Source organism: Cobetia sp. 4B, assembly GCF_018831605.1.
Taxonomy (GTDB): Bacteria; Pseudomonadota; Gammaproteobacteria; order Pseudomonadales; family Halomonadaceae; genus Cobetia; species Cobetia amphilecti.
This window is the reverse complement of sequence record NZ_CP059843.1, coordinates 1507143-1531526: the sequence shown is the minus strand read 5'-3', so window position 1 is coordinate 1531526 and position 24384 is coordinate 1507143. Positions and strand designations below refer to the sequence as shown.

General features: G+C 58.3%; 21 protein-coding genes and 1 pseudogene. 19 read left to right on the top strand and 3 right to left on the bottom strand.

The features are described from left to right. The first annotated feature begins 234 nt into the window (after positions 1 to 234). The 11 genes and pseudogenes from H2O77_RS06580 (at position 235) to H2O77_RS06530 (ending at position 8915) form a co-directional block, all read left to right on the top strand. Positions 235 to 588: a YHS domain-containing protein gene (locus H2O77_RS06580; protein ID WP_052384923.1), complete on the top strand. Its 354-nt coding sequence runs from the start codon at positions 235 to 237 to the stop codon at positions 586 to 588. Further along, entirely contained in the window at positions 581 to 919 is a 339-nt protein-coding gene (locus tag H2O77_RS06575; RefSeq protein WP_225347873.1) for a DUF5676 family membrane protein, read from the top strand. The genes H2O77_RS06580 and H2O77_RS06575 overlap by 8 nt, the downstream gene beginning before the upstream one ends. Before the next feature lie 201 nt (positions 920 to 1120). Continuing rightward, the gene (locus tag H2O77_RS06570) at positions 1121 to 1375 is read left to right on the top strand and encodes an SHOCT domain-containing protein (RefSeq protein WP_215824218.1); all 255 of its coding nucleotides are present in this window, start codon (positions 1121 to 1123) and stop codon (positions 1373 to 1375) included. Between the two features lie 100 nt (positions 1376 to 1475). Continuing rightward, the gene (locus tag H2O77_RS06565; protein WP_240548737.1) at positions 1476 to 3884 is read left to right on the top strand and encodes a copper-translocating P-type ATPase; all 2409 of its coding nucleotides are present in this window, start codon (positions 1476 to 1478) and stop codon (positions 3882 to 3884) included. Positions 3885 to 3943: 59 nt separating this feature from the next. Next, positions 3944 to 4132, top strand: a complete 189-nt coding sequence (locus tag H2O77_RS06560; protein WP_306298809.1) for a DUF2933 domain-containing protein — start codon at positions 3944 to 3946, stop codon at positions 4130 to 4132. Next, positions 4125 to 4784, top strand: a complete 660-nt coding sequence (locus tag H2O77_RS06555) for an isoprenylcysteine carboxylmethyltransferase family protein (protein ID WP_087720110.1) — start codon at positions 4125 to 4127, stop codon at positions 4782 to 4784. Before H2O77_RS06560 ends, H2O77_RS06555 begins: the two co-directional genes overlap by 8 nt. A gap of 84 nt (positions 4785 to 4868) precedes the next feature. Next, positions 4869 to 5075: pseudogene (locus H2O77_RS06550) on the top strand (hypothetical protein); the annotation flags it as partial. 49 nt (positions 5076 to 5124) lie between these two features. Next, complete coding sequence (locus H2O77_RS06545; protein ID WP_215824217.1) at positions 5125 to 6825, top strand: DUF3141 domain-containing protein; 1701 nt, start codon at positions 5125 to 5127, stop codon at positions 6823 to 6825. Between the two features lie 66 nt (positions 6826 to 6891). Then, complete coding sequence (locus tag H2O77_RS06540; protein ID WP_043337196.1) at positions 6892 to 7350, top strand: hypothetical protein; 459 nt, start codon at positions 6892 to 6894, stop codon at positions 7348 to 7350. 105 nt (positions 7351 to 7455) lie between these two features. Next, positions 7456 to 7680, top strand: coding sequence for a hypothetical protein (locus tag H2O77_RS06535; RefSeq protein ID WP_087720112.1), 225 nt, complete (start codon positions 7456 to 7458; stop codon positions 7678 to 7680). Positions 7681 to 7740: 60 nt separating this feature from the next. Then, positions 7741 to 8915 (top strand): IS3 family transposase gene (locus H2O77_RS06530; protein WP_215824216.1). Its coding sequence is split into 2 segments (ribosomal slippage): positions 7741 to 7996 and positions 7996 to 8915, totalling 1176 coding nucleotides; the frame shifts between segments, so codons are not numbered across the junction. Positions 8916 to 9003: 88 nt separating this feature from the next. Here the strand turns inward: H2O77_RS06530 and H2O77_RS06525 are convergent. Further along, positions 9004 to 9936 carry a LysR family transcriptional regulator gene (locus tag H2O77_RS06525; protein WP_024952472.1) on the bottom strand — a complete coding sequence of 311 codons (933 nt, stop codon included), beginning with the start codon at positions 9934 to 9936 and terminating at the stop codon, positions 9004 to 9006. A gap of 129 nt (positions 9937 to 10065) precedes the next feature. Here H2O77_RS06525 and H2O77_RS06520 point away from each other — a divergent pair, with 129 nt between their 5' ends. Further along, a complete protein-coding gene (locus tag H2O77_RS06520; RefSeq protein ID WP_043336845.1) occupies positions 10066 to 11106 on the top strand; it encodes an SDR family oxidoreductase in 1041 nt (346 codons plus the stop codon). 264 nt (positions 11107 to 11370) lie between these two features. Here H2O77_RS06520 and H2O77_RS06515 read toward each other — a convergent pair whose 3' ends face one another. Then, positions 11371 to 12147 (bottom strand): SDR family NAD(P)-dependent oxidoreductase, encoded by a 777-nt coding sequence (locus H2O77_RS06515; protein ID WP_043336843.1) that lies wholly within the window; start codon positions 12145 to 12147, stop codon positions 11371 to 11373. A gap of 84 nt (positions 12148 to 12231) precedes the next feature. After that, complete coding sequence (locus tag H2O77_RS06510) at positions 12232 to 14028, bottom strand: NAD(P)/FAD-dependent oxidoreductase (RefSeq protein WP_215824215.1); 1797 nt, start codon at positions 14026 to 14028, stop codon at positions 12232 to 12234. A 484-nt stretch (positions 14029 to 14512) separates the two neighbouring features. Here H2O77_RS06510 and H2O77_RS06505 point away from each other — a divergent pair, with 484 nt between their 5' ends. The 7 genes from H2O77_RS06505 (at position 14513) to H2O77_RS06475 (ending at position 24359) form a co-directional block, all read left to right on the top strand. Next, positions 14513 to 16507 carry a sigma-54-dependent Fis family transcriptional regulator gene (locus H2O77_RS06505; protein ID WP_215824513.1) on the top strand — a complete coding sequence of 665 codons (1995 nt, stop codon included), beginning with the start codon at positions 14513 to 14515 and terminating at the stop codon, positions 16505 to 16507. A 550-nt stretch (positions 16508 to 17057) separates the two neighbouring features. Next, positions 17058 to 18047: a DUF1852 domain-containing protein gene (locus H2O77_RS06500; RefSeq protein WP_215824214.1), complete on the top strand. Its 990-nt coding sequence runs from the start codon at positions 17058 to 17060 to the stop codon at positions 18045 to 18047. Between the two features lie 97 nt (positions 18048 to 18144). Then, on the top strand, positions 18145 to 19179 hold the full coding sequence (locus H2O77_RS06495) for a methionine synthase (RefSeq protein ID WP_215824213.1): 1035 nt from the start codon (positions 18145 to 18147) through the stop codon (positions 19177 to 19179). Between the two features lie 288 nt (positions 19180 to 19467). Next, complete coding sequence (locus tag H2O77_RS06490) at positions 19468 to 19989, top strand: flavin reductase family protein (protein WP_215824212.1); 522 nt, start codon at positions 19468 to 19470, stop codon at positions 19987 to 19989. A 482-nt stretch (positions 19990 to 20471) separates the two neighbouring features. Then, positions 20472 to 23060 carry a DEAD/DEAH box helicase gene (locus H2O77_RS06485; protein ID WP_276315232.1) on the top strand — a complete coding sequence of 863 codons (2589 nt, stop codon included), beginning with the start codon at positions 20472 to 20474 and terminating at the stop codon, positions 23058 to 23060. 274 nt (positions 23061 to 23334) lie between these two features. Continuing rightward, positions 23335 to 23619, top strand: a complete 285-nt coding sequence (locus H2O77_RS06480; RefSeq protein ID WP_215824210.1) for a hypothetical protein — start codon at positions 23335 to 23337, stop codon at positions 23617 to 23619. A 503-nt stretch (positions 23620 to 24122) separates the two neighbouring features. Next, on the top strand, positions 24123 to 24359 hold the full coding sequence (locus H2O77_RS06475; protein WP_215824209.1) for a hypothetical protein: 237 nt from the start codon (positions 24123 to 24125) through the stop codon (positions 24357 to 24359). Positions 24360 to 24384 lie beyond the last annotated feature (25 nt).

The window sequence follows — 24384 nt, the reverse complement described above, 5'->3', positions numbered from 1 at the left end:
CCTTTTGACCCAACGCTACAGAGTCTAAGTCGACCTCGTATCTCCATCTCGCGCTTCCAGCCGTGGCCGCGTGGGAGAAAACCCGTGCCCGCCCCACATTGATCCAGGCAACTGCCGGAGTGGCCGCTGTGTGTGCAGAGACTCTTCCCACCATGAGAAGTGCATGCACATTCGCAACCACACCCGAGTGCTCGGTATCGGGTACGGCTTAGCGGACGTCACGAGGAAGACTTTATGGACGCACTGTTTTACTTCCTGCTTTGGGCAGCAATCCTCTTCTTGATGATGCGGTTCGGCTGTGGCGCCCACGTCATGGGGCACAGCCATGGCAGGACCAAACACGACAACGATAGCCCAGGGAATCAACGTGCAACTGAAGGGCTGGAGTGGATTCCGCCAGCCGAGGACGTCGACCCCGTCTGCGGCAAGACCGTCAGAACGAAAGGGGCCAAGCCAAGCGTCCACGATGGCCACGTCTTTTACTTCTGCTCTCGTGACTGCCGGGAGCGCTTCGAGGCCGCGCCCGAACAGTATCTCGTCCCTGGTGCAACGGCCTCGCCCCTCCAACCGGAGAACAAAGATGCCTGATGCCAATGCTCCGTTGACAGCCAAGCCCCGTTCAGGAACTCGCTTGCCGGTTCAGGCAACGCCGCGGATTCCCATGATCGCACTCGGGATGAGCCTGGGGCTGTTCCTGGCCGTAACCTTCATCCTTTGCGTCGGCTTCGATCTGCTGTTTCCCGACCAGGCGATGTATAAGAGCTGGCTGCGCTTGTTGCCAGGCTTCACTTGGCTCAGCTGGTCAAGCTTCTTCCTGGGGCTGGTCGAAAGTTTCGGCTACGGCTGGTACATCGCCCTGGTCTTCGGCCCGCTATACAACTTCTTTGTCACACGCCTCAACCGACACAGCGGAGCGTAGGCCATGAACGAATCCATCACTCAATACCGAAGGCCTCAACGCATGCGTGCGGCGTTGATTCCATTCCACTGAAGAGGTCGGAAACTGTCCGGGATCAAGAGCCGCCTACTTTCATCTCTACCTTCTCTTGACCCTTGGGTTACCCGCAGGCTTTAGCCTGACGTCAGGGCAAAGTAAGTAACAAGAAAAGGAGATCCGACCATGTGGGGCGACATGATGGCGTATATGGGGAGTTACAGCTGGGGGCATATGCTCTTCGGCGGGCTCATGATGGTGTTGTTCTGGGGCATCGTCATTGCCTTGGCCGTTCTCCTGGTGCGTGGCCTGACCCGAGGCCGGGGCGAGCCATTTTCTCAACGGCGGCCAACGGCCCTGGACCTTCTTCAAGAACGCTACGCCCGGGGAGAAATCGACCGCGAGGAGTACGAGCAACGCAAGCGCGATCTTCTGCTTTGATCGCACCTCCTGATTATTGGATACGGCACTATTAGTTTCGACCCTATCGAGATAGGGCCACGAGGTTGAATCAAGACGCGGAAGCGACGGAGACGATTCCATGACGCAACACCAACACGACCATTGTCACGGGCATGCCTCGCACGAGGCACCGACACTAGGCAGCGGCGATACGGACCAACACGCCGCCGGCAGCCAGGGTGGCGCCCAATACACCTGCCCGATGCACCCGGAGGTCGTCTCCGACCAGCCGGGTGACTGCCCCAAGTGCGGCATGCACCTCGTGCCCGTGGGAAGCGACGACTCGCAGACGCATGACGGGCATGGTCATGGGGCCTCCGCGCCGGCCCACGGCGGCAAGTACGACAAGGTGCCGGCCGGGCATGCCGGCGCCGTCTACACCTGCCCGATGCACCCCGAGGTGCGCCAAACCACTCCCGGTGCCTGCCCCCTGTGCGGTATGGGTCTGGAGCTGGAATCGGCGACGGTCGGCGATGAAGGGCCGAATCCCGAGCTGGTCGATTTTACCCGACGCTTCTGGGTCGCGGCCGTGCTCACGCTTCCGGTCCTGATTCTGACGATGAGCCCCTACCTGGGCCTCGGGGCCATTCGCGACTTCTTCGGTGAACGCAACGCGATGTGGATCGAGCTGGTGCTCAGCACGCCGGTGATCCTGTGGTCGGGCTGGCCGTTCTTCGTGCGCGGCTACAACTCCTTCCGCACCATGAACCTCAACATGTTCAGCCTGATCGGCATGGGGGTCGGCGCGGCCTATCTGTTCAGCATCGTGGCGGTGCTGGTGCCGGGCGTCTTCCCCGACGGCTTTCGCCGGGAAGACGGCACCGTCGGCGTCTATTTCGAGGCCGCGGCGGTGATCGTCACCCTGGTACTGCTGGGTCAGGTGATGGAGTTGCGCGCCCGTGAAGGCACCGGCAAGGCGATCCGCGCGCTGATGGACATGGCCGCCAAGACCGCGCGGGTGATCCGGCCCGACGGCAGCGAAGAAGAGGTCGCGCTGGAAGACGTGCAGGTGGGCGACCACCTGCGGGTGCGCCCCGGCGACAAGGTGCCGGTGGACGGCGTGGTGGTCGAGGGCCGCTCCTCGATCGACGAGTCGATGATCTCGGGCGAGCCGGTGCCGGTGGAAAAGGTCAAAGACGACAAGGTCACCGGGGCCACGATCAACGGCACCGGCAGCCTGGTCATGGAGGCCACCCGCATCGGCGCCGACACCATGCTCAGCCAGATCGTCGAGATGGTGGCTGCCGCCCAGCGCAGCCGCGCACCGATCCAGAAATTCGCCGACAAGGTGGCGGGCAAGTTCGTGCCCGCGGTGATCGGCGTCGCCATCCTCTCCTTCATCGCCTGGGCGATCTGGGGGCCGGCGCCGGCGCTGTCCTATGCGCTGGTCTCGGCGGTGGCGGTGCTGATCATCGCCTGCCCCTGTGCACTGGGGCTGGCCACGCCGATGTCGATCATGACGGCCACCGGACGCGGCGCGCAGGCCGGCGTACTGATCAAGAATGCCGAGGCGCTGGAAGGCTTCGCCAAGGTCGATACGCTGATGGTCGACAAGACCGGCACCCTGACCGAAGGCAAGCCGAAGCTGGTGGCGGTGCTGCCCGAGGTAGGGCATGACGAGGCCGAGGTATTGCGCCTGGCGGCCAGCCTCGAACGTGGCTCGGAACACCCACTGGCCGAGGCCATCGTCGCCGGCGCCGAAGAACGTGGCGTATCCCTCGCCGATGCCACCGATTTCGAAGCCGTGACCGGCATGGGCGTCAAGGGGGTCGTGGACGGCCAGTCGGTGGCCCTCGGCAACGCCAAGCTGATGGCCGAACTGGGCCTCGATGGCGGCCGGATCTCCGAGACCGCGAACGCCCGCCGCGATGAAGGCGAAACGGTGATGTTCGTCGTGCTCGATGGCCAGATCGCCGGCCTGGTCAGCGTCGCCGACCCGGTGAAGGAGACCACCCCCGAGGCCCTGAAGGCGCTGCACAAACTTGGCTTTCGCATCATCATGGCCACCGGCGACAACGAGCGGACGGCCAAGGCGGTGGCCGGGCGACTGGGTATCGATGAGATCCGCGCCGACGTGCTGCCCGAGGACAAGGCCCGCATCATCCGCGAATTGCAGGAACAAGGCCGCAAGGTGGCCATGGCGGGCGACGGGGTGAACGACGCTCCCGCCCTGGCCCAGGCCGATGTGGGCATCGCCATGGGCACCGGCGCCGACGTGGCGATCGAAAGCGCCGGCTTCACGCTGGTCAAGGGCAACCTCGACGGCATCGTTCGGGCCCGCAAGTTGTCGCTGGCCACCATGCGCAACATCAAGCAGAACCTGTTCTTCGCCCTGGTCTACAACGGGGCCGGCGTACCGATCGCCGCCGGGATCCTCTATCCGTTCCTCGGCATCCTGATCGGGCCGATGTTCGCCGCCTTCGCGATGAGCGCGTCTTCGCTGTCGGTGGTGATGAATTCGCTGCGCCTGCGCCGGGTGAGGATTTGATCATGCATGACGAAAAGGGGTGGCTGGAGCGAGGACCCAGCAAAGGCAGCTTCTGGCTCATGGTGGCGATCGCCCTGGCGGTGATGGGCTTCCTGCTCTGGGAGGAGCACAAGGTGCACCTGCTCGGTGCCCTGCCCTGGCTGATCCTGCTCGCCTGTCCGCTAATGCATGTGTTCATGCACGGCGGACATGGAGGCCACGGGGGTCATGGCGGGCATGATGATCACAAGGGAGGACGCGATGAGTGATGACGTACCCGCCTATGGGCTGTGGGGCCTGGTCATTCTCAACTCGGCGATCTTCATCTTCTTCGCCTTCAGCTTCTTCAAGCCGCAGACGCGCCGCGACTGGCGCTCGTTCGGGGCCTTCAGCGCCTTCCTGGTGGCGCTGTTCACGGAGATGTACGGCTTCCCGCTGACCCTCTACTTCCTCTCCGGCTGGCTGCAGTCGCGCTACCCGGAGGTGGACTGGTTCAGCCACGATGCGGGCCACCTGCTGGAGATGCTGTTCGGCTGGCAGGCCAACCCGCATTTCGGGCCGTTCCATCTGCTGAGCATGGTGTTCATCGCCGCGGGTTTCTGGCTCATCGCCGCCGGCTGGCGGTCACTCTATACCGCCCAGCGGCGGGGAGAACTGGCCACCACCGGGCTCTATGCCCATGTCCGGCATCCCCAGTACGCCGGCTTCGTGCTGGTGATGACCGGCTTCCTGCTGCAGTGGCCCACCCTGCTGACCCTGGTCATGTTCCCGGTATTGGTGTGGATGTACTCACGACTGGCGATCCACGAAGAGCGCGACGTAGCGCGCCAGTTTGGCGACAAATGGCAGACCTACGCGGCCCGCACGCCACGCTTCATTCCGCACCTGCGGATGGCGAGTACGAGTGGCTGGCGCCTGTAAGGACAAAATCCCAGAGGTGCAGTCATGAAAAGCAGACGTTTTTCTCGTCGGCACGATCGTGGTCGTCAGCGACGACTCGCCCGGGGCTTCTTCTGCCCCTGCCACGGCTCCCAGTTCGACTTCGCCGGACGCGTGTTCAAGGCGGTGCCGGCGCCGATCAACCTGAAGGTTCCGCCGTACCGCTTCCTGTCCGAGTCCCGGATCGAGATCGGCGCCCACGACATCCTGACACTGAGAGGTATCCACTATGACCGCCAAAACATCCACCACCAAGCCACCCACGGCTCATAAAACCCCGCGCAAGCGCCAACCCACCGCCCCACCAGAGATGGACGCCCCGATGACCGCACCCGAGCCCGAAGAAGGCACCCTCCCGAGCCACCCGGCCACGGAGCTACTCGCCTATCAGACCGACCTGTGGCGACGCGGCGTACGCTACCTGGACACGCTGTGTGAGCGCGCGGACAACATGCTCGAGCATGAGCAGGCGGGCAAGCCGCCACTGCTCGACTTCGATTACGAGATGCTCGTGGATGGCCGTCGACTGGCACGCCCCGCCAACTATGCCCTGCTGCGCATCACCCGGGTCGGCGAGGACTGCCTGGAGGACTGCCTCGACGAGACTAGGCCGCCAGTGATGATCGTCGACCCGCGTGCCGGCCACGGCCCAGGCATCGGCGGCTTCAAGCGCGACTCCGAGGTGGGCATGGCGCTCCACGAGGGACACCCGGTCTACTTCGTGATCTTCTTCCCCGAGCCCGTCCCCGGCCAGACACTGGAGGACGTGCTGCACGTCCTGCGCCGCTTCGTCGAGACGCTGGCCGAGCGCCACCCCGGCCAGCCGCCGGTGCTCTACGGTAACTGCCAGGCGGGCTGGGCCATCGCGCTGCTCTCCGCCGACTGCGAGGGTCTGGTCGGGCCGGCGGTGCTGAACGGCTCGCCGCTCTCCTACTGGTCCGGCGAATCCGGCGTCAATCCCATGCGCCTCGCCGGCGGCCTGCTTGGCGGTGCCTGGCTGACGCACCTGATGGCCGACCTGGGAGACGGGCGCTTCGACGGTGCGAACCTCGCCACCAACTTCGAAGCCCTCAAGCCTGCGAATACCCTGTGGCAGAAGGACTATCAGCTGTTCGCCGACATCGACGGCCAGCGCGAACGCTTCCTCGAGTTCGAGCGCTGGTGGACGGGCTTCTATAGCCTGAGCAAAGAGGAGATCGTTGCCATCGTCGAGAACCTTTTCGTCGGCAACAAGCTGGAGCGTGGCGAGCTCGAGGTCTGCCCCGGCTGTAGCGTCGACCTCAAGCGCATCCGCAACCCCCTGGTGATCTTCGCCTCCGGCGGCGACAACATCACCCCGCCCCATCAGGCGCTCAACTGGATCCCCGCGGTCTATCCCGATACCGCGGCACTCAAGGCCGCCGACCAGCGTATCGTCTACCTGCTCAATCCCCACGTCGGGCATCTGGGCATCTTCGTCTCCTCCAAGGTGGCGCGCCTCGAGCACCGAGCGATCCTCGAGAGCGTCGGCAATCTGAATGACCTGGCCCCTGGCCTCTACGAGATGCGCATCGACAACCCCACCGGCGACCCCGACTGTCACAAGCCCCAGTTCCAGGTGCGCTTCGAGGAGCGCCGCGTGGAAGACCTGAACTTTCCCGACCAGGCCCCGGCGTTCGAAGGGGTGCGAGCGCTCTCCGAGCACAATGTGGCCCTCTACGAGACCTTCGTCGGGCCCTGGGTGCGGTTTTACACCACCCCCTGGTCAGCCGAGGTGCTGCGTCAACTGCATCCGGCGCGGACCAGCCGGCTGATGTACTCGGAACGCTTCTCCCCCTGGATGACCGGTGTGAAGTGGCTGGCCGAGATGGTAGAGACCGCACCGGCTCCGATCGATAGTGACACCCCCTATCGGCAATGGGAGACGCTGTTGAGCGACTCTATCGCCTCGACGCTGGAGCTTGCCGGCACGACCCGCGACAGCATGTACGAGATGGGGTTTCGCAGCCTCTACGGCGGGGGATGGTGGAGCGAGAACGAGTGACCCAGTCGAAGCCGACCCGGTTTACAGCCAATACCTATAGAGCAACCCACTAATGGAGAGCAATAAATGAAGATCGAGACCTTTCATGACCTGATCGACTGGACTCGCCAGCTGCATGCCCAGTTGGCCGAGTGCTTCAGGCACTGTGCCACCCGGCAGGAGGAGGCACGGGCCAAATCACTGCTGGAGTATCTCGCCGATCACGAGGCGGTCCTGGAGCACACCGTGGCCAGCTTCGAGAAGCAGGCCGACCCCAAGGCCCTAAACACCTGGGTCTACGATTATCTGTCGCATGCGCCCATCAAACCCCATCAGGCGTGCAATTTGCCCTATGCCGAGATGGGCTTCGAAGACATCAGCCGGGAAGTCTTCTCGCTGCACGATCAGGTCATCGCGCTATACCGCTACCTGGAAGGACGCGCCGACATCCCCGAGGCTCGGGATCTCGTTCGCGAGCTCTTGAAGCTGGAGGAACACGAGGCGATGCGTCTGTCCCAGCAGATCAACCGGGCTCGGGATCTATAGATGTCGACGCTACAGGGCCGTCTAAGCAGAGGTCGTAGCCACTAATGAAGAACGGATGATCGCCCGGCACGTGCAGCGCACATTAACCAACACCCAGGAGGTGACATGACCCAGACGGCAACGCCAGTGGCCCTTGCGACGCTCGATGATCTGATTCAGCGAGCCGGTGGCGGTAACCCGATCCGCGTCGCCGTGGTCAACGCGGCCCAGGCCGCCGTGCTGGAGACGCTTCGCGAGGCGGCGAGGCTGGGCATCGCCGAGCCGGTGCTCATCGGCCGTCCCACCGAGATCGTCGAGGCCGCCGCGGCGATCGGGTGTGTAGTGGCATAGTGAATCTGGCCACCTGATTTTGAGTGTATGATCACTCACAGAGACAGTCAGGTGCAGATGATGACGAAGAAGAGAACGTTCAGCCCGGAATTTCGCTTGGAAGCGGCCCAACTCGTGGTCGATCAGGGTTACACGCTGAAGGCGGCGTGTGAGGCCATGGGAGTTGGCAAATCCACCATGGAATATTGGGTACGCAGGCTTCGGGCTGAGCGAGCAGGCAAGGCGCCGCTGAAAGGTGAGGCTCTGACGCCGGAACAGCGTGAGATCCAGGAACTGAAGCGCAAGCTGCGGCGGGTGGAGGAAGAGAAGGCAATATTAAAAAAGGCTACCGCTCTCTTGATGTCGGACTCCCTGAGCAATTCTCGATAATCGAGCGACTTGAAGAGAGCTATGCGGTGCAGCACTTGTGTCAAGTGTTTGGGGTGCATCGCAGTAGCTACCGGGCCTGGCGTGACCGGGATAGAAGGCCCTGTGAGACTGAGCAGAAGCTGCTGGATCAGGTTGTCGAGGCGCATACCGTCAGTAACGGCTCTGCCGGCGCTCGCAGCATTGCAAAAATGGTCACGCAGGCAGGAATACAGTTGAGTCGTTATCGGGCCAGCAGGCGGATGAAGCAGCTGGGGCTGATGAGTTCGCAGCCGCCGAGGCACGCCTACAAGAAGGCTGATCAGCCACACCTGGATATACCGAATGTTCTTGATCGGGAGTTCGATGTAAAGAAGCCCAATCAGGTATGGACCGGCGACATTACCTATATTTGGACAGGGGCACGCTGGGCTTATCTGGCAGTGGTCATCGACTTGTATGCTCGTAAACCCGTGGGGTGGGCATTGTCCCTATCGCCGAACACGGAGCTGGTAAAGAAAGCGCTGACCATGGCCTACGAATCGCGTGGAGAGCCACGGAATATCCTGTTTCATTCGGATCAGGGTTGCCAGTACACCAGCCGGGCATTCCGGCAGATGCTTTGGCGCTACCGAATGACGCTGAGTCTCAGTCGCCGTGGCAATTGCTGGGACAATGCCCCAACAGAGCGCTTCTTCAGAAGCCTGAAAACGGAATGGATACCAGAGATCGGCTATCCCGATGTCGCTGCGGCGAAGCGATCTGTCACTGATTATATGATCGGTTACTACAGCAGCCTCAGGCCGCACAAGCATAACGATGGGATACCGCCGAACTTGGCAGAAAAGAACTACTGGAATGCTCAAAGATCGGTGGCCAAAAACACTTGACCACTACAACCGGATTGGCCATCCGAGGCCCAGCCTGCCATAGACATGATGTGGGTCGTTCTTTGCCCTTGCCACTCCCCGGCAGCCCTCAAGCGCGAGAGCTGGATGCACGACTCTGGCAGTGTGAGGCCTCTCTCTCACTGCCAAGCTTGTCGTGAAGAAATTCGATGAAGGTACTGATCCGTCGACTTGCGTATCTGCCTTCCGGAAACACGGCGTACAGATTCACTTCAGGAATCCGATAGTCATTCAGCACAACTTCCAGTCGTCCGACCTCAATATCCTCTGCCACATCCACCATCGATTTAAATATCACTCCAGCCCCTGCGATCGCCCACTCGCGCAACGCGCCACCATCGCTGGCCATTCGGTTCCCCGCCACCGTCACGGAAAATACCTGCCCTGCCTCCTGGAACTCCCAATGGTTCTGGGGCGCTCCTGGGCGAGCGAGCACCATGCACTGGTGGGATGACAGCTCTGATGGGTGTTGGGGGCGCCCTGCGTCCTGCCAATAAGCAGGTGCCGCACACACAACACGATGGGTACTGACGAGACGTCGTGACGTCAAGCTTGAGTCCGCCATCGGCCCATGACGAATGGCCAGATCAAATCGTTCATCGACCAGGTCCAACACTCCATCGGATAGCACGAGTTCAAATTTTACTTCCGGGTGCTGTATCAGGAACTGATCGATCAGCCGTGGCAGGCGCGTGCGGCCAAAATCATTGGTCGCCGTCAGCCTGATGGTGCCACTCAGCGACCCTGTGCCCGAGATCCGCTCAAGAGCCTTGTCATACTCGGCCAGGATCCTTTCGCTGTCGTCTCGAAATTGTTCGCCTTCCGCCGTCAAATGCATGGCACGCGTTGTTCTGACGATAAGCTTGGCCCCGACCTGCTGCTCAAGCTTCTGTAAGGCTTGGGTGACCAATGACGGGGACTGGCCTCGCTGACGGGCCACCGCCGCCATTGACCCACGCTCACAGATATCCACAAAAAGTTTCATTAACGCCAAGCGATCCATTATTCACCATCTAGTGAAGGATGAATTCATCAGTCGAGCATTTATTAGCAAAACAAACAATGCCACTGTCAGGGCCGACGGCATGGGCGACCCCTCCCATGATCATGCGCCACAGGACAGGAGAGTCTCATGAGCCAACACCACCTATTAGTCGCTGGCGCCAGTGGCGTCATCGGCCGTGCAGCAACATTGGCCTTTGAAGAGGCAGGATGGCGAGTCACGACACTCTCTCGCTCCTCAGAGGGTCCGGGAAGCGGACACCACGTCAGCGCCGATCTCTTGGATATTGCCTCTTTGCGAGATGCAAGTGATGTACTGAGCAGCGTGACGCACGTATTTTACGCCGCCTTGAAACCGGATCCGGACCCTGCCACTGAAGCACAACAAAATGGCGACATGATGCGGCACCTCTTCCAGGTGCTTGAAGAATCCCAAGCGTCAATCGAGCACCAGGTCTTCGTACAGGGCGGGAAGGTCTACGGTGCTCACCTCGGGGTCTACAAAACACCGGCTCGAGAAGAGGACAGCCGGCACTTCCCCCCCAACCTGTATTTCGAGCATGAAGATCTGGCTCGCGAACTCGAAGGCAAGGGAATTCGTTGGACCGCATTGCGTCCCGACATCGTGATAGGCCATTCCCTGGGTTCAGCCATGAACCTCGGTAACCTTATCGGTCTCTATGGCACGCTTTGCCGGGAGCTCGGTGTTGCCATGCAATTCCCCGGTACGGCGCGTGCCTACGATATCTTGCTGAACATCTGCGATGCCGATCTGGTGGGCAAAGCCGCCCTGTGGGCCATCGCAGAGAACCAGCAAGGGCCCTATAACGTCACCAATGGTGATCAGATTCGGTGGCGCCACGTCTGGCCAGAGATCGCCAACTGGTTTGGGCTTGAGACTGGCGAGCCTCAACCTATTTCGTTGGAGACACGTCTCGCTGCCGTGTCAAGCACTTGGAAGACGCTTGCAGAGCGCCAAGGACTTGCCGAGACAGATATCGACAAGATTGCGCAAGGTGGCTTCGGAGATTTCATCTTCCATGTCGAAGAGGACGCTGTCTTTGATTTGACGAAGGCTCGCCAAGCCGGCTTTGCAGAAATGTGTCGCCACTCACCCCAGAGTCTCATTCAGCACCTTGAGGCCATGAAGGAACGCCGCCTGATCCCTTGACGTTTGATCACTCGACCCCTCTGGTACGCACCTGCTCGATTCGCCCTAAGTGCTTGAGCGATGACGTACTACGGGGGCACTAACACGCTGACAGATAACCGCATGAGCCTACGCGGTTGCAGAGTAGACCGCCCCATGAGCGAGGGTCATAAAGCCTTCAAGTGACAGAAGTCAGGAGCCGTCACGACAAACAGGCCGCCTTCCATTAGCGAAGGTGGCCTGTCTCGTGCTGTCATCATGTATCGAACCATGATCAGCGCTAGCTTACAGCGTGAAGCCACCATCGACGGCGATGGCCTGCCCTGTCACGTGTTCGGCCTGGGCGAGGTAGACCACCAGCTGCCCCATGTCCTCAGGTGTCTGGGCGACTCCCTGGGGCAGCAGGCTCTTCTGCAGGCGCTCCCATGCAGCGGGCTCGCTTTCGCCTTCCTGACTCCAGCGTGCCGAGAGCCCACTCTCGCCCCGCCACATGCCGGTGCCCACCACGCCCGGGCAGATCGCGTTGACGGTGATGCCTTCCGCTGCCACTTCCTTGGCGACGGCATTGGTAAAGCCGATGACCGCGAACTTCGAGGCACAGTAGTGCGACAGATCAGGAAAGCCGACCTTGCCGGCCATCGAGGCCACGTTGATGATCCGCCCGACGCGGCGTGAGCGCATCACGGCGACCTCGGCCTGAGTACACAAGAAGGTACCTCGCGCATTGACGTTCATGACGCGGTCCCACTCCTCCACCGTCAGCGCATCGATGGAATGGATGCCGATGATGCCGGCATTGTTGACGGCGATATCGAGCGGGCCGAGTCCGACCTCTGCCTCTTCAATCAAGCGCCGCACGGACGCCGCATCCGCGACATCGACCTGTAGCGCCAGACACCGTCTACCCAGTGCCTCCACTTTTGCCGCCGTCTCGCGGGCGATGGCGAGGTCCAGATCCGCCACCACGACATCCGCGCCCGCCTTGGCCAATGCCAGCGCGATCCCCTGGCCAATACCGCGCCCACCCCCTGTCACCAGTGCAATCTTGTCGTTCAGTTGCATGAGTTGTCTCCTGAATCTTTCACCGAAATCTGCAAATGCTGCGCTGCTACTATGACGCTGGCAGACTGCCCAGCGCCACTGGCCTCAGCTCAGATGGTGGACTTCCTGAAGGCCGTAGACCGGCGTCGGAATACCCTCGAGCCGCGCCTTGAGCTGCAGCGCCAGATACTGGGAATAGTGGCGCGACTGGTGCAGGTTGCCGCCGTGGAACCATAACGCCTGCTGCTGGGTCGGCTTCCACATGTTGCGCAGCTCGCCCTCCCAGGGCCCGGGGTCCTTGAGCGTATCGGAGCCCATGCCCCAGCATTTTCCGACCTTGTCGGCGACGTCCTGCGAGATGATGCGTGCCGCCCAGCCATTCATCGAGCCGTAGCCGGTGGCATAGACGATCAGGTCAGCGGGCAATTCCGAGCCATCGGTCAGAGTGACCGAGCGCGGATTGATGCGCTCGATGCCGACGCCACTGCGCAACTTGATGTCACCATTGGCGACCAGATCACAGGCGCCCACATCGATGTAGTAGCCGGAGCCGCGGCGCAGGTATTTCAGGAACAGGCCCGAGTCGTCATCGCCGAAATCGAGCAGGAAGCCTGCCGCCTCCAGCCGACGGTAGTAGTCCGCATCACGCTTGCGGATCGCCTCGAAGATCGGGCGCTGGAAGTCAGGCAGTATCCGGTAGGGGATCGAGGCAAAGATCAGGTCTGCCTTGTGGTGATCGATGCCGTTTTGCACCGCCTGCTCGGAATAGAGCGGCCCCAGCGCCTCTTCCATCAGCGAGTTGGACTTCACCACATGCGTGGAGGAGCGCTGCAGCATGGTCACGTCTGCATCGTGCTCCCACAGCGCGGCGCAGATATCGTGAGCGGAATTGTTGGCGCCCACCACGACCACCTTCTTGCCACGATAGGCATCCGGTCCCGGGTGCTGACTGGAGTGTTGCTGCTCGCCTTCGAAGGTTTCGGCCCCCGGAAAGTGCGGCACATTGGGCATGCCCGACATGCCCGTGGCCAGCACCAGTTGCTTGGGCCGCAAGGTCACGGGCTTGCCGTCGCGTACCACCTCGACCACCCACTCGCCGCTCGCCTCATCGAAGTGCGCGCTCTCACAAGCCGTGGAGTTCCAGTAATTGAGCTCCATGATCCTGGTGTACATTTCCAGCCAGTCCGCGACCTTGTCCTTGGGCGCGAACACCGGCCAGTTTGCCGGGAAGGGGATGTAGGGCATGTGGTCGTACCACACCGGATCATGCAGGCACAGAGACTTGTAGCGATTGCGCCAGGCATCGCCCGCGCGCGGATTCTTGTCGATCACGATGGTCGGCACGTCCATCTGTCTGAGCCGCGCGGCCAGCCCGATGCCGCCCTGACCGCCACCGATGATCACGCAATACGGCTGGCGCTCGTAGCCCAGCTCGGCCTCTTCGCGCTGACGCGACTCAAGCCAGGTCTCACGCTGCTTGTTGGCACCATGCTCGGCGCCCTTGGGGCGCTGGATGCCCAGCGGCTCGGGGAATTCCTTGAGTTCGCGCATGGCGGTCAACAGCGTCCAGCAGCGCCCTTCCTTCAGGCGCAACAAGCCCTTGCCGCGTGCATCGGCGGTCTCGAAGGTGAACCAGGCTTCGACGATGCCGCCGGCCTCACTGGCCTCGCCATCCAGTTGCCAGCGAGAGGGGGCGACATGCTCGAGGGTCGCCGCGAGCATCGACTGGATCTCGTCCTTGCCCTCCGACGTCTTGAGATTCCAGGTGAAGGCGATCAAATCGCGCCAGTAGCATTCCTCGGCAAACAACGAGAGAACCTGGGCGATATCGCGCTGAGTCAGGGAGGCCTCGAACTCATCGAGCCATTGCTGAGCGATCTGAGTTGGCGTGCGTGCGGTCATGGCGTCTCTCCGCGTGTTGTTGGATGTTGTAGTCACGCCTTCCATCCAAGGCATCAAGCATGCCAGCTTCGTCATGCACGACTGACAAAGCTCGTAAACACTTGTCGTGAATGACAAAAATTCGCCACTAGCGCACCACCAACCTCCTCGCCTCGCCGGGCTCTCCACCTTCCTCGTGACAACTGTACGCCGTACGCCTGACACGGGGCGTTACACCTGTAACGCCCCGACCAAGGATGCAGGACAGGGTGATTGACGCTCCCGCCACACCGCATACGCTTGAAGGAGTACACGCCGCTTTCGCTATGGACGCTGTTGTGACAATTGCGATTGCCATCGCCACTATCAAAAGAGCCATCGCCACTTGCACAAGCGCCATAGCCACAATCAAAAGAGCCGTCTCGAGACGGCCAGCGCCGAGGCAGCCATGATCCGCCAACTCGAAACGATGCAGCCCGACAAACGGCAGCATATCCAGACCCTGATGCAACTGGGCGAAGGCCGCGACGCCTTCCCTGAGACGCAGCGCGACGTCATCCGTCGCTCCTGGCAGCGCTGTCTGGAGGAATATCAGCTCGACCCCAGCCGCCCTCGCCCGGTCCGCGTTCTCACCCAGCAGGCGCTGCGCGATCATCAGGAATCGGCGGATGAGCTGCTGCACGTGGCGCGTGCCGGGGTGGAGCGGCTCTATAGTCAGATCGCACAACATGGCTATGCGCTGATCCTCACCGATCAACGCGGCATCGCGGTGGATTTTCGTGGTCAGCGTGATCAATTGAGTGAGCTGCGGCGCGCGGGCCTCTATCTCGGCTCGGACTGGAACGAGCGCTATGCCGGCACCTCGGCGGCGGGCACCTGTCTGCACGATGGCGCAGCCGTCACCTGCCATCAGCGTGAGCACTTCGATGCCACCCACATCGACCTGACCTGCACCGCAGCCCCCATCACCGATCCCCAGGGCCGTGTGATCGCCGCCCTCGACATCTCGGCGCTGAAGTCGCCCCGCCCGCAGGAGAGCCAGACCTTTGCGCTCTCCCTCGTCACCCTGCATGCCCGCATGATCGAGGATGCCTACTTCCTGCATCGCTATCGGGATTGCCTGATCCTGCGCTTCGATACCGCGCGGGAATTCGTACACCTGAATGGTCGTGGCCTGTTTGCCATTCAGGAAGATGGCAAGGTGATCGCCGCCAACCACGAAGGCCGGCGTCTGATCGATGCGCATCTGGAGCGCTGGCCACCGTGGACGGTCTCCACCCTGCCCGCCGTCACGCAGCTGTTCGATGGGGAGCTCAATGAGCTGTTGAGCATTCCGCACGCCAGCCGGGATCAGATTCGCGCCTTCCGCCTGCGGGCGGATGACGCCATCGTCTTCGTGACACTGATCGAGCCACGCGGCTATCCGGTGCGGGCCCTCCCCACCGTCAGCCAGCAGGATGACCCGGTGCCCGAGCTGGACCAGCTCGCGGGAGACGACCCTTCCATGCACCGGCTGCTCAAGCTGGCGCGCCGCATGCGCCATGAAAACGTGAGCATCCTGATTCGTGGCGAGACGGGAACCGGCAAGGAAGTGTTGGCGCGGGCGCTGCATGACAGCGGACCACGCGCCAAGTCGCCCTTCGTGGCGGTGAACTGCGCCGCCATTCCGGAATCGCTGATTGAAAGTGAACTCTTCGGCTATCTGCCGGGCGCCTTCACGGGAGGAAGGCCCAAGGGCATGCGCGGCCTGATCCAACAGGCCGACGGCGGCACGCTGTTTCTGGATGAGATCGGCGACATGCCGCTGTCGCTCCAGTCACGCCTGCTGCGCGTGCTCGCCGAACGGGAGGTGTCGCCACTGGGGGCCGAGACGCCCATCAAGGTGGATATTCGCGTTATCACTGCCACGCATCGTGATGTCACGGAGCTGATCGCCAGCGGGCAATTCCGCGAAGACCTCTACTACCGACTCAACGGCGCCGAACTCCTGCTACCTGCACTGCGTGAGCGCGCCGATCGTCACTACCTCATTCGCAAGCTGCATGCGGAACTGCAAGCCGAACGCGAACAGTCACTCCACCTGCGCGCCGATGCCATCAGTGCGCTGCTGAGTCATCACTGGCCGGGCAACATACGCCAACTGCGCAATGCGATTGCCTTCGCGATGGCCACCGCGGAAGGCGATGAAATCACCCTGCATGATCTGCCGGAGGTCTGCCAGACCCACACCGGCAGCACCCGCGGGGCTGCCAGTCCGCTTGCCGCTGCCTCCCCCTTCGCATCCGGCGCTTCCTCGAACCCGGCCTCTCCAGCGCCCGCGTCTGCAGGGGCTGATGCGGGGACTGATGCGGACGCCAACGAACTGCTCGAGCTGTTGCGCCACACGGACTGGAACGTCAGCCAGGTCGCCCGCCAACTCGGCGTCTCGCGGCCCACCATCTACCGCCGCATGCGCCGCCATGGCCTGGTGGCGCCCAATCATCAGCCGCTCGCCTCATGAGCCAGCTGCATCTTCATGGCCGAGTATGGAGAACGTGAAGAGTGCATGAGGGTGTCGTGCTCTGAAACGTCAGGTGCTTGCCACACACAGGCCCGAGCGGAAGTTCGGGCCAGCGTGTGTGTTTCTCCATTCTTTCCCCCTTACCCCTCTTTCCCTTCTTACCCTTCTTACCCACTCCTCACGTCAACGTCTCTGCGGCTCACGTTGCGTGCTTGCTGAGCCCGCCTATCCCCGCTCGATTCGCCGGCTTTCACAACGTGCGAAATGACGCCCGCCCTCATCATGAATTTAACTCAACTTGAACATTAAAAAATCCAGTTTGTGTCATGGAGACAGGCACTAGATACTCACCTGCATCAGATCGTTGATGAAGACTTCCCATGACGCTGCACTTCACAGCCAGCACACGGAACGTGATGGCGAGCAGCGTGCCTCTCCCGGCATGGATGCGTTCTCACAGAGAGCAACCCGCTCACGAGACGCCTGAAAGATCACGGGAAGATGTCGACGACACAGTGAATTTTCTCTCTCAGGATCAAGGTGAACGGCCATGAGCAACGAATTCGGTTTCAGCATCAACAGTCTGCGCTTCGACGAGAACTACGTTCCGGCGGAAAACACCCGCCTGACCACCAATTTCGCCAACCTGGCGCGTGGTGAGAGCCGTCAGCAGAACCTGCGCAGCACGCTGAACATGATCAACAACCGATTCAATGCGCTGGCCAACTGGGACAACCCCAAGGGCGATCGTTACTCCGTCGAGCTGGACATCATCTCCGTCGAGCTGAATCTCGATGCGGCGCGTTCCGACAATGCCCTGCCGATCATCGAAATCCTGCAGACCACCATCGTCGACCACCAGACGAACCAACGCATTGACGGCGTGACCGGCAACAACTTCTCGTCCTATGTTCGTGATTATGACTTCAGCGTGCGTCTGCTGGAGCACAACAAGGGCAAGGAGTCCTTCAGCGTGCCGGAGCAGTTCGGCGTACTGCACGGCAATCTGTTCCAGGCCTTCGTGGGTTCCCCCACTTACAAGGAATGCTTCAAGAAGCCGCCGGTCATCTGCATCAGCGTCTCGACTACCAAGACCTACCAGCAGACCGAGAACGTGCACCCGATCCTCGGGGTGGAATATCGCCAGGACGATTATTCCCTGACCGATGCGTACTTCAACAAGATGGGTCTGAAGGTGCGTTACTTCATGCCGCCGGGCAGCGTTGCGCCGCTGGCCTTCTATCACACCGGCGACCTGCTCAATGATTACAGCAATCTGGAGCTGATCAGCACCATCAGCACCATGGACACCTTCCAGAAGATCTATCGTCCCGAGGTCTACAACGCCAATTCCGTGGCCGGCAAATCCTATCAGGCGAGCCTGAAGCAGCAGGACCACTCACTGACGCGCATCGTGTACGACCGCGAAGAGCGCAGCCAACTCGCCATCGAGCAGGGCAAGTTCGTGGAAGAGAGCTTCATCAAGCCTTACCAGAGCCTGCTCGAGCAGTGGTCCGCCAACTGGTCCGCCAACCAATAAATTCATCATTGGTCAGCTCACTGATCCGCAAACAGCGCGCGCTGATCGACGAACGACATTCGCTATCTGAACCATTCCAAGGACAAGGTTATTCATCATGACGAGATTACTCCCGACCTCCACCGCTGGCAGCCTGCCGAAACCGTCCTGGCTCGCCGAACCGGAGGTCCTCTGGTCCCCCTGGAAACTCGAAGGTGAGGCACTGATCGCGGGCAAGCAGGATGCCCTGCGCGTCTCCCTGCAGGAGCAGCAGCACGCCGGGATCGACATCGTCAGCGATGGCGAGCAATCGCGTCAGCACTTCGTCACCACCTTCATCGAGCACCTGAATGGCGTGGATTTCGAGAAGCGCGAAACCGTCAAGATCCGTGATCGCTACGAGGCCAGCGTGCCGTCCGTGGTCGGCCCGGTCTCTCGCCAGAAGCCGGTATTCATCGAAGATGCCAAGTTCCTGCGCTCGCAGACCGATCAACCGATCAAGTGGGCACTGCCGGGGCCGATGACCATGGTCGACACCCTCTTCGATGGCCATTACAAGAGCCGCGAGAAGCTGGCGTGGGAGTTCGCCAAGATCCTCAACGAGGAAGCCAAGGAACTCGAAGCGGCAGGCGTCGACATCATCCAGTTCGATGAACCGGCCTTCAACGTGTTCTTCGATGAAGTGAATGAATGGGGCATCGCCACGCTGGAGCGCGCGATCGAAGGCCTCAAGTGCGAGACCGCCATCCACATCTGCTACGGCTACGGCATCAAGGCCAACACCGACTGGAAGAACACCCTGGGCTCAGAATGGCGTCAGTACGAAGAAGCCTTCCCCAAGCTTCAGCAATCCAACATCGATATCGTCTCGCTGGAATGCCACAACTCCCACGTGCCGATGGAGCTGATCGAGCTGATCCGTGGCAAGAAGGTCATGGTTGGCGCCATCGATGTCGCCAGCAACACTATCGAGACGCCGGAAGAAGTCGCCGAGACCCTGCGCAAGGCGCTTAAGTTCGTGGATGCCGACAAGCTCTATCCCTGCACCAACTGCGGCATGGCTCCGCTCTCCCGTGAAGTCGCCCGCGGCAAGCTGCAGGCACTCAGCGCTGGCGCCGCCATCGTACGCAAGGAACTCGAAGCGCAGCGCTGATCGCTTGGCGAAACACTGAACTGGCCAAAGTACAGCGCGGGCCAAGGCACAGTACTGACAGATAGCGCCAGGCTAGTTCCGAACCGAGTTAGCTTGACGATAGTGCTCGAGAGTGAAAGCAGCAGCGGCTGACACCGCCGAAAACAAAAATGGCCATCGTGAAGGATTCACGACGGCCATTTTGTCATCACTCACATCCATGTCACTCAAGCACCCAGTCCCGCGCTATCGCTACAGCCCTCCCCCACGACTGACAATTACCACCTCCCCAATCTTGCAGGACCTGCCATGTCACTCTCCGATACCGATACCAAAGCTGACACCACCATCGACCCCGCCAGTTTCCGTGAAGCCCTCGGCCACTTCGCCTCCGGCATCACCATCATCACTACCCAGGTCGACGACGAACCGATCGGCTTCACCTGCCAATCGTTCTACAGCGTCTCGATGAACCCGCCGCTGATCTCCTTCAGCGTCAAGGCAAGCTCGTTCAGCTACCCGAAGATTCGCCAGGCAGAGCGCTTCGCCGTCAACATCCTCTCCAGCGAGCAAAGACATGTCTCCAACCAGTTCGCCATGCGCGGCGCAGACAAATGGCAAGGTATCGACTGGCAGCTCTCCCCCCTCGGCAACCCGGTCATCAATGACAGCCTGCACTGGCTCGACTGCAAGATTCACGCAGAGCACCCTGCAGGTGATCACCTGATCGTGATCGGGGAAGTGAAGGAAATGAATCTGGATGTTGCAGGGACGGCGCGGCCGCTGCTGTATTTCAAGGGGGAGTACGGGGGCTTGGCTGGAGAAGAATAAGACTAGAGAATACCGGCCGGCTGAAACCTTTAGGATCAGACTAGGGGATCATGAGTTCGCTTTTAAATCAATATTTTACTGACAAGCAAGGAAAAGCAGCCGTAATCAAGCGAAAGGTACAGTTCTTCGGAATCAGTAACTTAGCGAAAATTAAGGATAGCACAGGAAGCTGGTGTGTACCGTTTAGTGTACTGCTGCCTTCAAGTTAGTAAGGAGGGATTCACAGAGGAATATTCGCCGACGCAAGAGAAAATCATTATCACATCAACACCCAAGATTTCAATCACCAAAAAAATTGATCGACGTAGGATTGAAAATCTACACTAAGAATAGAAAAATGGGTTACGAAGAGGTAAATTGCGTATAGAAGCAGTATCAGAATCCAACAATTTACTCAACGTAAATTAAACGAAAGTACTGCCGCAACAAACCAAGCATTTGAAATTTGTAAGTACAAAAGCTATCAAGAGCAGGGTCTGATAATGGGTTTTAGATCAATTTCCAGCACTTCTACAGTTCCGTCGTCACCGGATAAGCTATTCCGGGACTTGAGCCGCAGAAAACTCCCTGACGTCTTGCCGCACCAAGCGGCAATCATGCAAGCTTACGCTGAACTCCCACAAGATAAATCAGATGTAGCCCTTCAATTACCAACCGGTAGCGGAAAGTCCTTAGTCGGCCTACTGATTGCAGAGTGGAGAAGAATAAAATACCAAGAAAAAGTTCTTTTCCTTTGTCCAACAAAGCAGCTGGCCTATCAAGTAGCCAACCAGGCTGAAGAAAAATACGGGCTTTCAGTTGAAGTTTTCACTGGCTCTCAACACGAATTCTCCCCAGCATCTAAAACAAACTTCCAGCAAGTCAAAAGAATAGGCATCGCGACCTACTCCGCACTTTTCAACACGAACTCTTACTTTAAAGACTGTGACATATTAATCCTAGACGATGCACATACATCTGAAAACTATATTGCTAGTCAGTGGAGTCTACTCATAGATAGAACTACTGAAAAATCATCTTCCACCTTAGATATCATCTGCTCCATCATCGAGCCTCATATCAATACTCTCGATGCAACCAGACTTCGAGGCAAGTGGGATGATCTTTCAGATAGATCATGGGTAGACATGCTTCCAATATCTACCATGCTGGACATACAAGATGAATTAATTGAAGCACTGGATGCAAACGTTCAGGGAACATCACTATATTTTCCTTGGTCTTATCTGCGTGACAACCTGGATGCCTGCCAAATATTTCTTTCCACACAAGGCATTCTAATCCGCCCATTATTACCTCCGACTTTCTCACACTTGCCTTTCTGCTCTCCAAAGCAACGGATCTTCATGTCCGCAACTCTCGGAGCTGGGGGGGATCTTGAGCGCCTGACCGGAAGAAAAAACATTCACAGATTAACCCCACCAGATGGCTGGGACGCCCAAGGAGTGGGAAGAAGATTTTTTATTTTTCCTGAGATGTCTTTAGATGACTCTGAAATCGAGGCTTTCAAAAGAAAACTTGTTGAGAAGACTGCAAGGTCTGTATTCCTAACTCCGAGTGACAAAAAAGCATCTACAATTTCTGAAAAACTTGAAGAAATACCCTCACTTAAAATTTTCTGGCCTCAGGAAATTGAGGAAACAAAGACACCGTTTATCTCCTCATCTCATGCCGCTGTTATTGCAGCAAACCGCTACGATGGTGTTGATTTTGCCAGTGATGAGTGCCGGCTTCTATTTATCGAAGGTTTACCAAAAGCGATGAACTCTCAAGAGCGATTCCTCATGTCGCGAATGGGAGCAAACATCCTTTTTAATGAACGCGTACTAACCCGAGTAGTTCAAGCCATTGGAAGATGCACAAGATCTCTTGAAGACTACTCCGCAGTTGTCATAACGGGCGAAGACCTTCCAGATTACATTGCGGATGTTAAACGTCGAAAGTATCTTCACCCAGAATTACAGGCTGAAATAAAATTTGGCGTAGAACAATCATCTGACAGAACCGCAGAAGAAATGCTGGAGCTTTATCAAATATTCCAGGCCAATGATCAAGAGTGGGCTCAGGCTAACCAAATGATCATTGAAGAACGATCCAAGAGCCATCGCTCAGGGCTTCCGGCAATCGAAGAGCTTGACAGCGCTGTGCAACATGAAATTGAATACCAGACTGCTATTTGGCGCAAAAACTATCAACACGCTGTAGAAGCAGCTGAAAACGTATTAGGTTTTTTGGGAGATTCCGAACTAAGAGGCTACCGAGCGCTTTGGCATTACTTAGCAGGTAAGGCTGCGTACGTAGCCATGAACAACGGTGATAACAGCTTGGAGAAAAAAATAAGACTACACTTCTCCGCAGCTTATAAAGCCGCCCCCGAGCTTAGCTGGCTAGCAAGCTTTACAAGAGCCAACAACCCTGAAGAAGAAGGTATTGCAACGACAGATATCGCCACTAAGGACCAGGTTGAAAGAATTGGGTTGAAACTTAAAAGCCTTGGAACCATTCATAACCGTAAATTTGCTCAATTAGAATCAGATATACTTAACGGCCTCAAGAAGCACGAATCCTTCGAGCAAGCACAAAAATCTCTTGGCGAACTGTTAGGATTTATCTCTCACAAGATAGAAAAAGAAGGTTCCCCTGATCCATGGTGGGTTTCTCTAGATCATGGAATTGTCTTTGAGGATTACGTAGGTGCCGACCCAGACGGCAGTGTTCATGTGGAAAAGGCTCGCCAAGCGGCTTCCCACCCATCGTGGATCAAACAAAACCACCCTGAATTTTCCAACGTCAAAATTACACCTGTAATCGTTTCTAGCGTAGAAAAAATCAGAGAGGCCGCCACACCACACACAACAGAAGTTAGCTTTTGGTCAGAAGACACCTTTATTGAATGGGCTAAACATGCAATTTATGTGGTACGTTCACTCCGCACTACATTTACCGAACCTGGAGACTTAGTTTGGACAGCTAACGCAGCTGAGTTACTGGAAGAAGAAGGGCTTACTATGAAGTCATTAATCAGCGCTTTGCAAGATCATATGATTAATGATACCCTCACCGTAGTTTAAAAAACCTAGTAGAAAGCCACCACCTCATCGCGCTTCGAAAGACAGCAGTTGAGGCTGGTGGCTTAAACTTCGAGGAAAAAGCACGCAACACTTCACCACATACCATAAGAAAACCCTCTCAAAACCTCCCAACCTACATGACAAAAAGAAAAAATAGTCAACCAATATTCTTTATACGACTTCAACATACCGAAACAAGGCTACTCCCCCTTCTTGAAAGATGTGTTTTTAATTGATAACACTTGAAGAACAACTAATTTTATGACAGCACTCAATGAACAAAATATTTTTCCACGAAACATCACCTTCTGTTGCTTACCATGTTGCAAAAACGGGACAATTCAAAGCTTTTACCCTCAACCCAAAAAATGCAGATTCTTGTTTAAACCTCTTGCTCGCCAAGCACTTTCATCAACCGATAACAGTGATTCCCAATCAGCTTGCAACTGCGGTGGGAGCATGCCTCATTTTGCGTTGGGAAGGCCCCACCGAGACTCTAAGGCGCTGGGAAGATGGACATAAAAAAATACCCTTTACCATCAATCTTGGAGCTCTTTGAGTTTCGGCGACCCTGCAACAGACCCTGCGAACTATTGGCGCAGTATAGTGGGCATTGGTACTTATCAGCACCTAAAATTAGTCGCTTTTCATATCGACGATGCTGCAGTTCAGAAAGCATGGATTGACAGTGAGCTTCCTCGCGAAGTGCTGGGTCTATGGCGATATGCACCACGAATCATTCGTCATTACACTGCCAAGCACGGTGTTGCCCGCTACCGCCTGAAGTTAAACGACATCATAGGTGACGAAGGCAAGTCAATGCACGTGCCAAACACTGAATCAGCCTAAGAGAAAAATCGGGGACAAACACTCATTACCCCATAGATGGAAAAATCACGTCCTTGGCAACTCATCTCGTTCACTCCTCCTCGCTAGAAACCCAAGCATCAGCAGCGCAAATGCCTCCCCGTTTCCACGTCTCCTCAGCAGCAGCATGCAGAGTTTCTCTTGGTCGCTCACGGAGTCGAGTACGGCGTCGGAGATCTTTTTCGGGAAGAGGCCGTGCATCACCAAGTCTTCGCTATGGTTGCATACCTGGACCGTCACCGCTTCGTCGCGTTCAATGCGGTCGGCGATGCGGTTGGTGAAGAGCAGCTTGTTGTCGTCGCTGGCCTCGATGCCGTAGACATCGTGGAGTCGGCCGATGATTTCGGCCAGACGCTGCTTCTCTGGGCCGTGGGGCTTGCCTGGCCCTCCTCGCTTCCCCTATACGTATCGGCGCAGCTTCACGTAAGCTAGCGTAAAAAGTGATAAGTAATCTATA

Coding starts and splice junctions, on each gene's coding strand:
- H2O77_RS06555 (WP_087720110.1), top strand. CDS start 4,125: ATGAGTGATGACGTACCCGCCTATGGGCTGTGGGGCCTGGTCATTCTC.
- H2O77_RS06515 (WP_043336843.1), bottom strand. CDS start 12,147: ATGCAACTGAACGACAAGATTGCACTGGTGACAGGGGGTGGGCGCGGT.
- H2O77_RS06570 (WP_215824218.1), top strand. CDS start 1,121: ATGTGGGGCGACATGATGGCGTATATGGGGAGTTACAGCTGGGGGCAT.
- H2O77_RS06535 (WP_087720112.1), top strand. CDS start 7,456: ATGACCCAGACGGCAACGCCAGTGGCCCTTGCGACGCTCGATGATCTG.
- H2O77_RS06500 (WP_215824214.1), top strand. CDS start 17,058: ATGAGCAACGAATTCGGTTTCAGCATCAACAGTCTGCGCTTCGACGAG.
- H2O77_RS06560 (WP_306298809.1), top strand. CDS start 3,944: ATGGTGGCGATCGCCCTGGCGGTGATGGGCTTCCTGCTCTGGGAGGAG.
- H2O77_RS06575 (WP_225347873.1), top strand. CDS start 581: ATGCCTGATGCCAATGCTCCGTTGACAGCCAAGCCCCGTTCAGGAACT.
- H2O77_RS06565 (WP_240548737.1), top strand. CDS start 1,476: ATGACGCAACACCAACACGACCATTGTCACGGGCATGCCTCGCACGAG.
- H2O77_RS06485 (WP_276315232.1), top strand. CDS start 20,472: ATGGGTTTTAGATCAATTTCCAGCACTTCTACAGTTCCGTCGTCACCG.
- H2O77_RS06495 (WP_215824213.1), top strand. CDS start 18,145: ATGACGAGATTACTCCCGACCTCCACCGCTGGCAGCCTGCCGAAACCG.
- H2O77_RS06520 (WP_043336845.1), top strand. CDS start 10,066: ATGAGCCAACACCACCTATTAGTCGCTGGCGCCAGTGGCGTCATCGGC.
- H2O77_RS06490 (WP_215824212.1), top strand. CDS start 19,468: ATGTCACTCTCCGATACCGATACCAAAGCTGACACCACCATCGACCCC.
- H2O77_RS06510 (WP_215824215.1), bottom strand. CDS start 14,028: ATGACCGCACGCACGCCAACTCAGATCGCTCAGCAATGGCTCGATGAG.
- H2O77_RS06545 (WP_215824217.1), top strand. CDS start 5,125: ATGACCGCACCCGAGCCCGAAGAAGGCACCCTCCCGAGCCACCCGGCC.
- H2O77_RS06525 (WP_024952472.1), bottom strand. CDS start 9,936: ATGGATCGCTTGGCGTTAATGAAACTTTTTGTGGATATCTGTGAGCGT.
- H2O77_RS06540 (WP_043337196.1), top strand. CDS start 6,892: ATGAAGATCGAGACCTTTCATGACCTGATCGACTGGACTCGCCAGCTG.
- H2O77_RS06505 (WP_215824513.1), top strand. CDS start 14,513: ATGCAACTGGGCGAAGGCCGCGACGCCTTCCCTGAGACGCAGCGCGAC.
- H2O77_RS06580 (WP_052384923.1), top strand. CDS start 235: ATGGACGCACTGTTTTACTTCCTGCTTTGGGCAGCAATCCTCTTCTTG.
- H2O77_RS06480 (WP_215824210.1), top strand. CDS start 23,335: ATGAACAAAATATTTTTCCACGAAACATCACCTTCTGTTGCTTACCAT.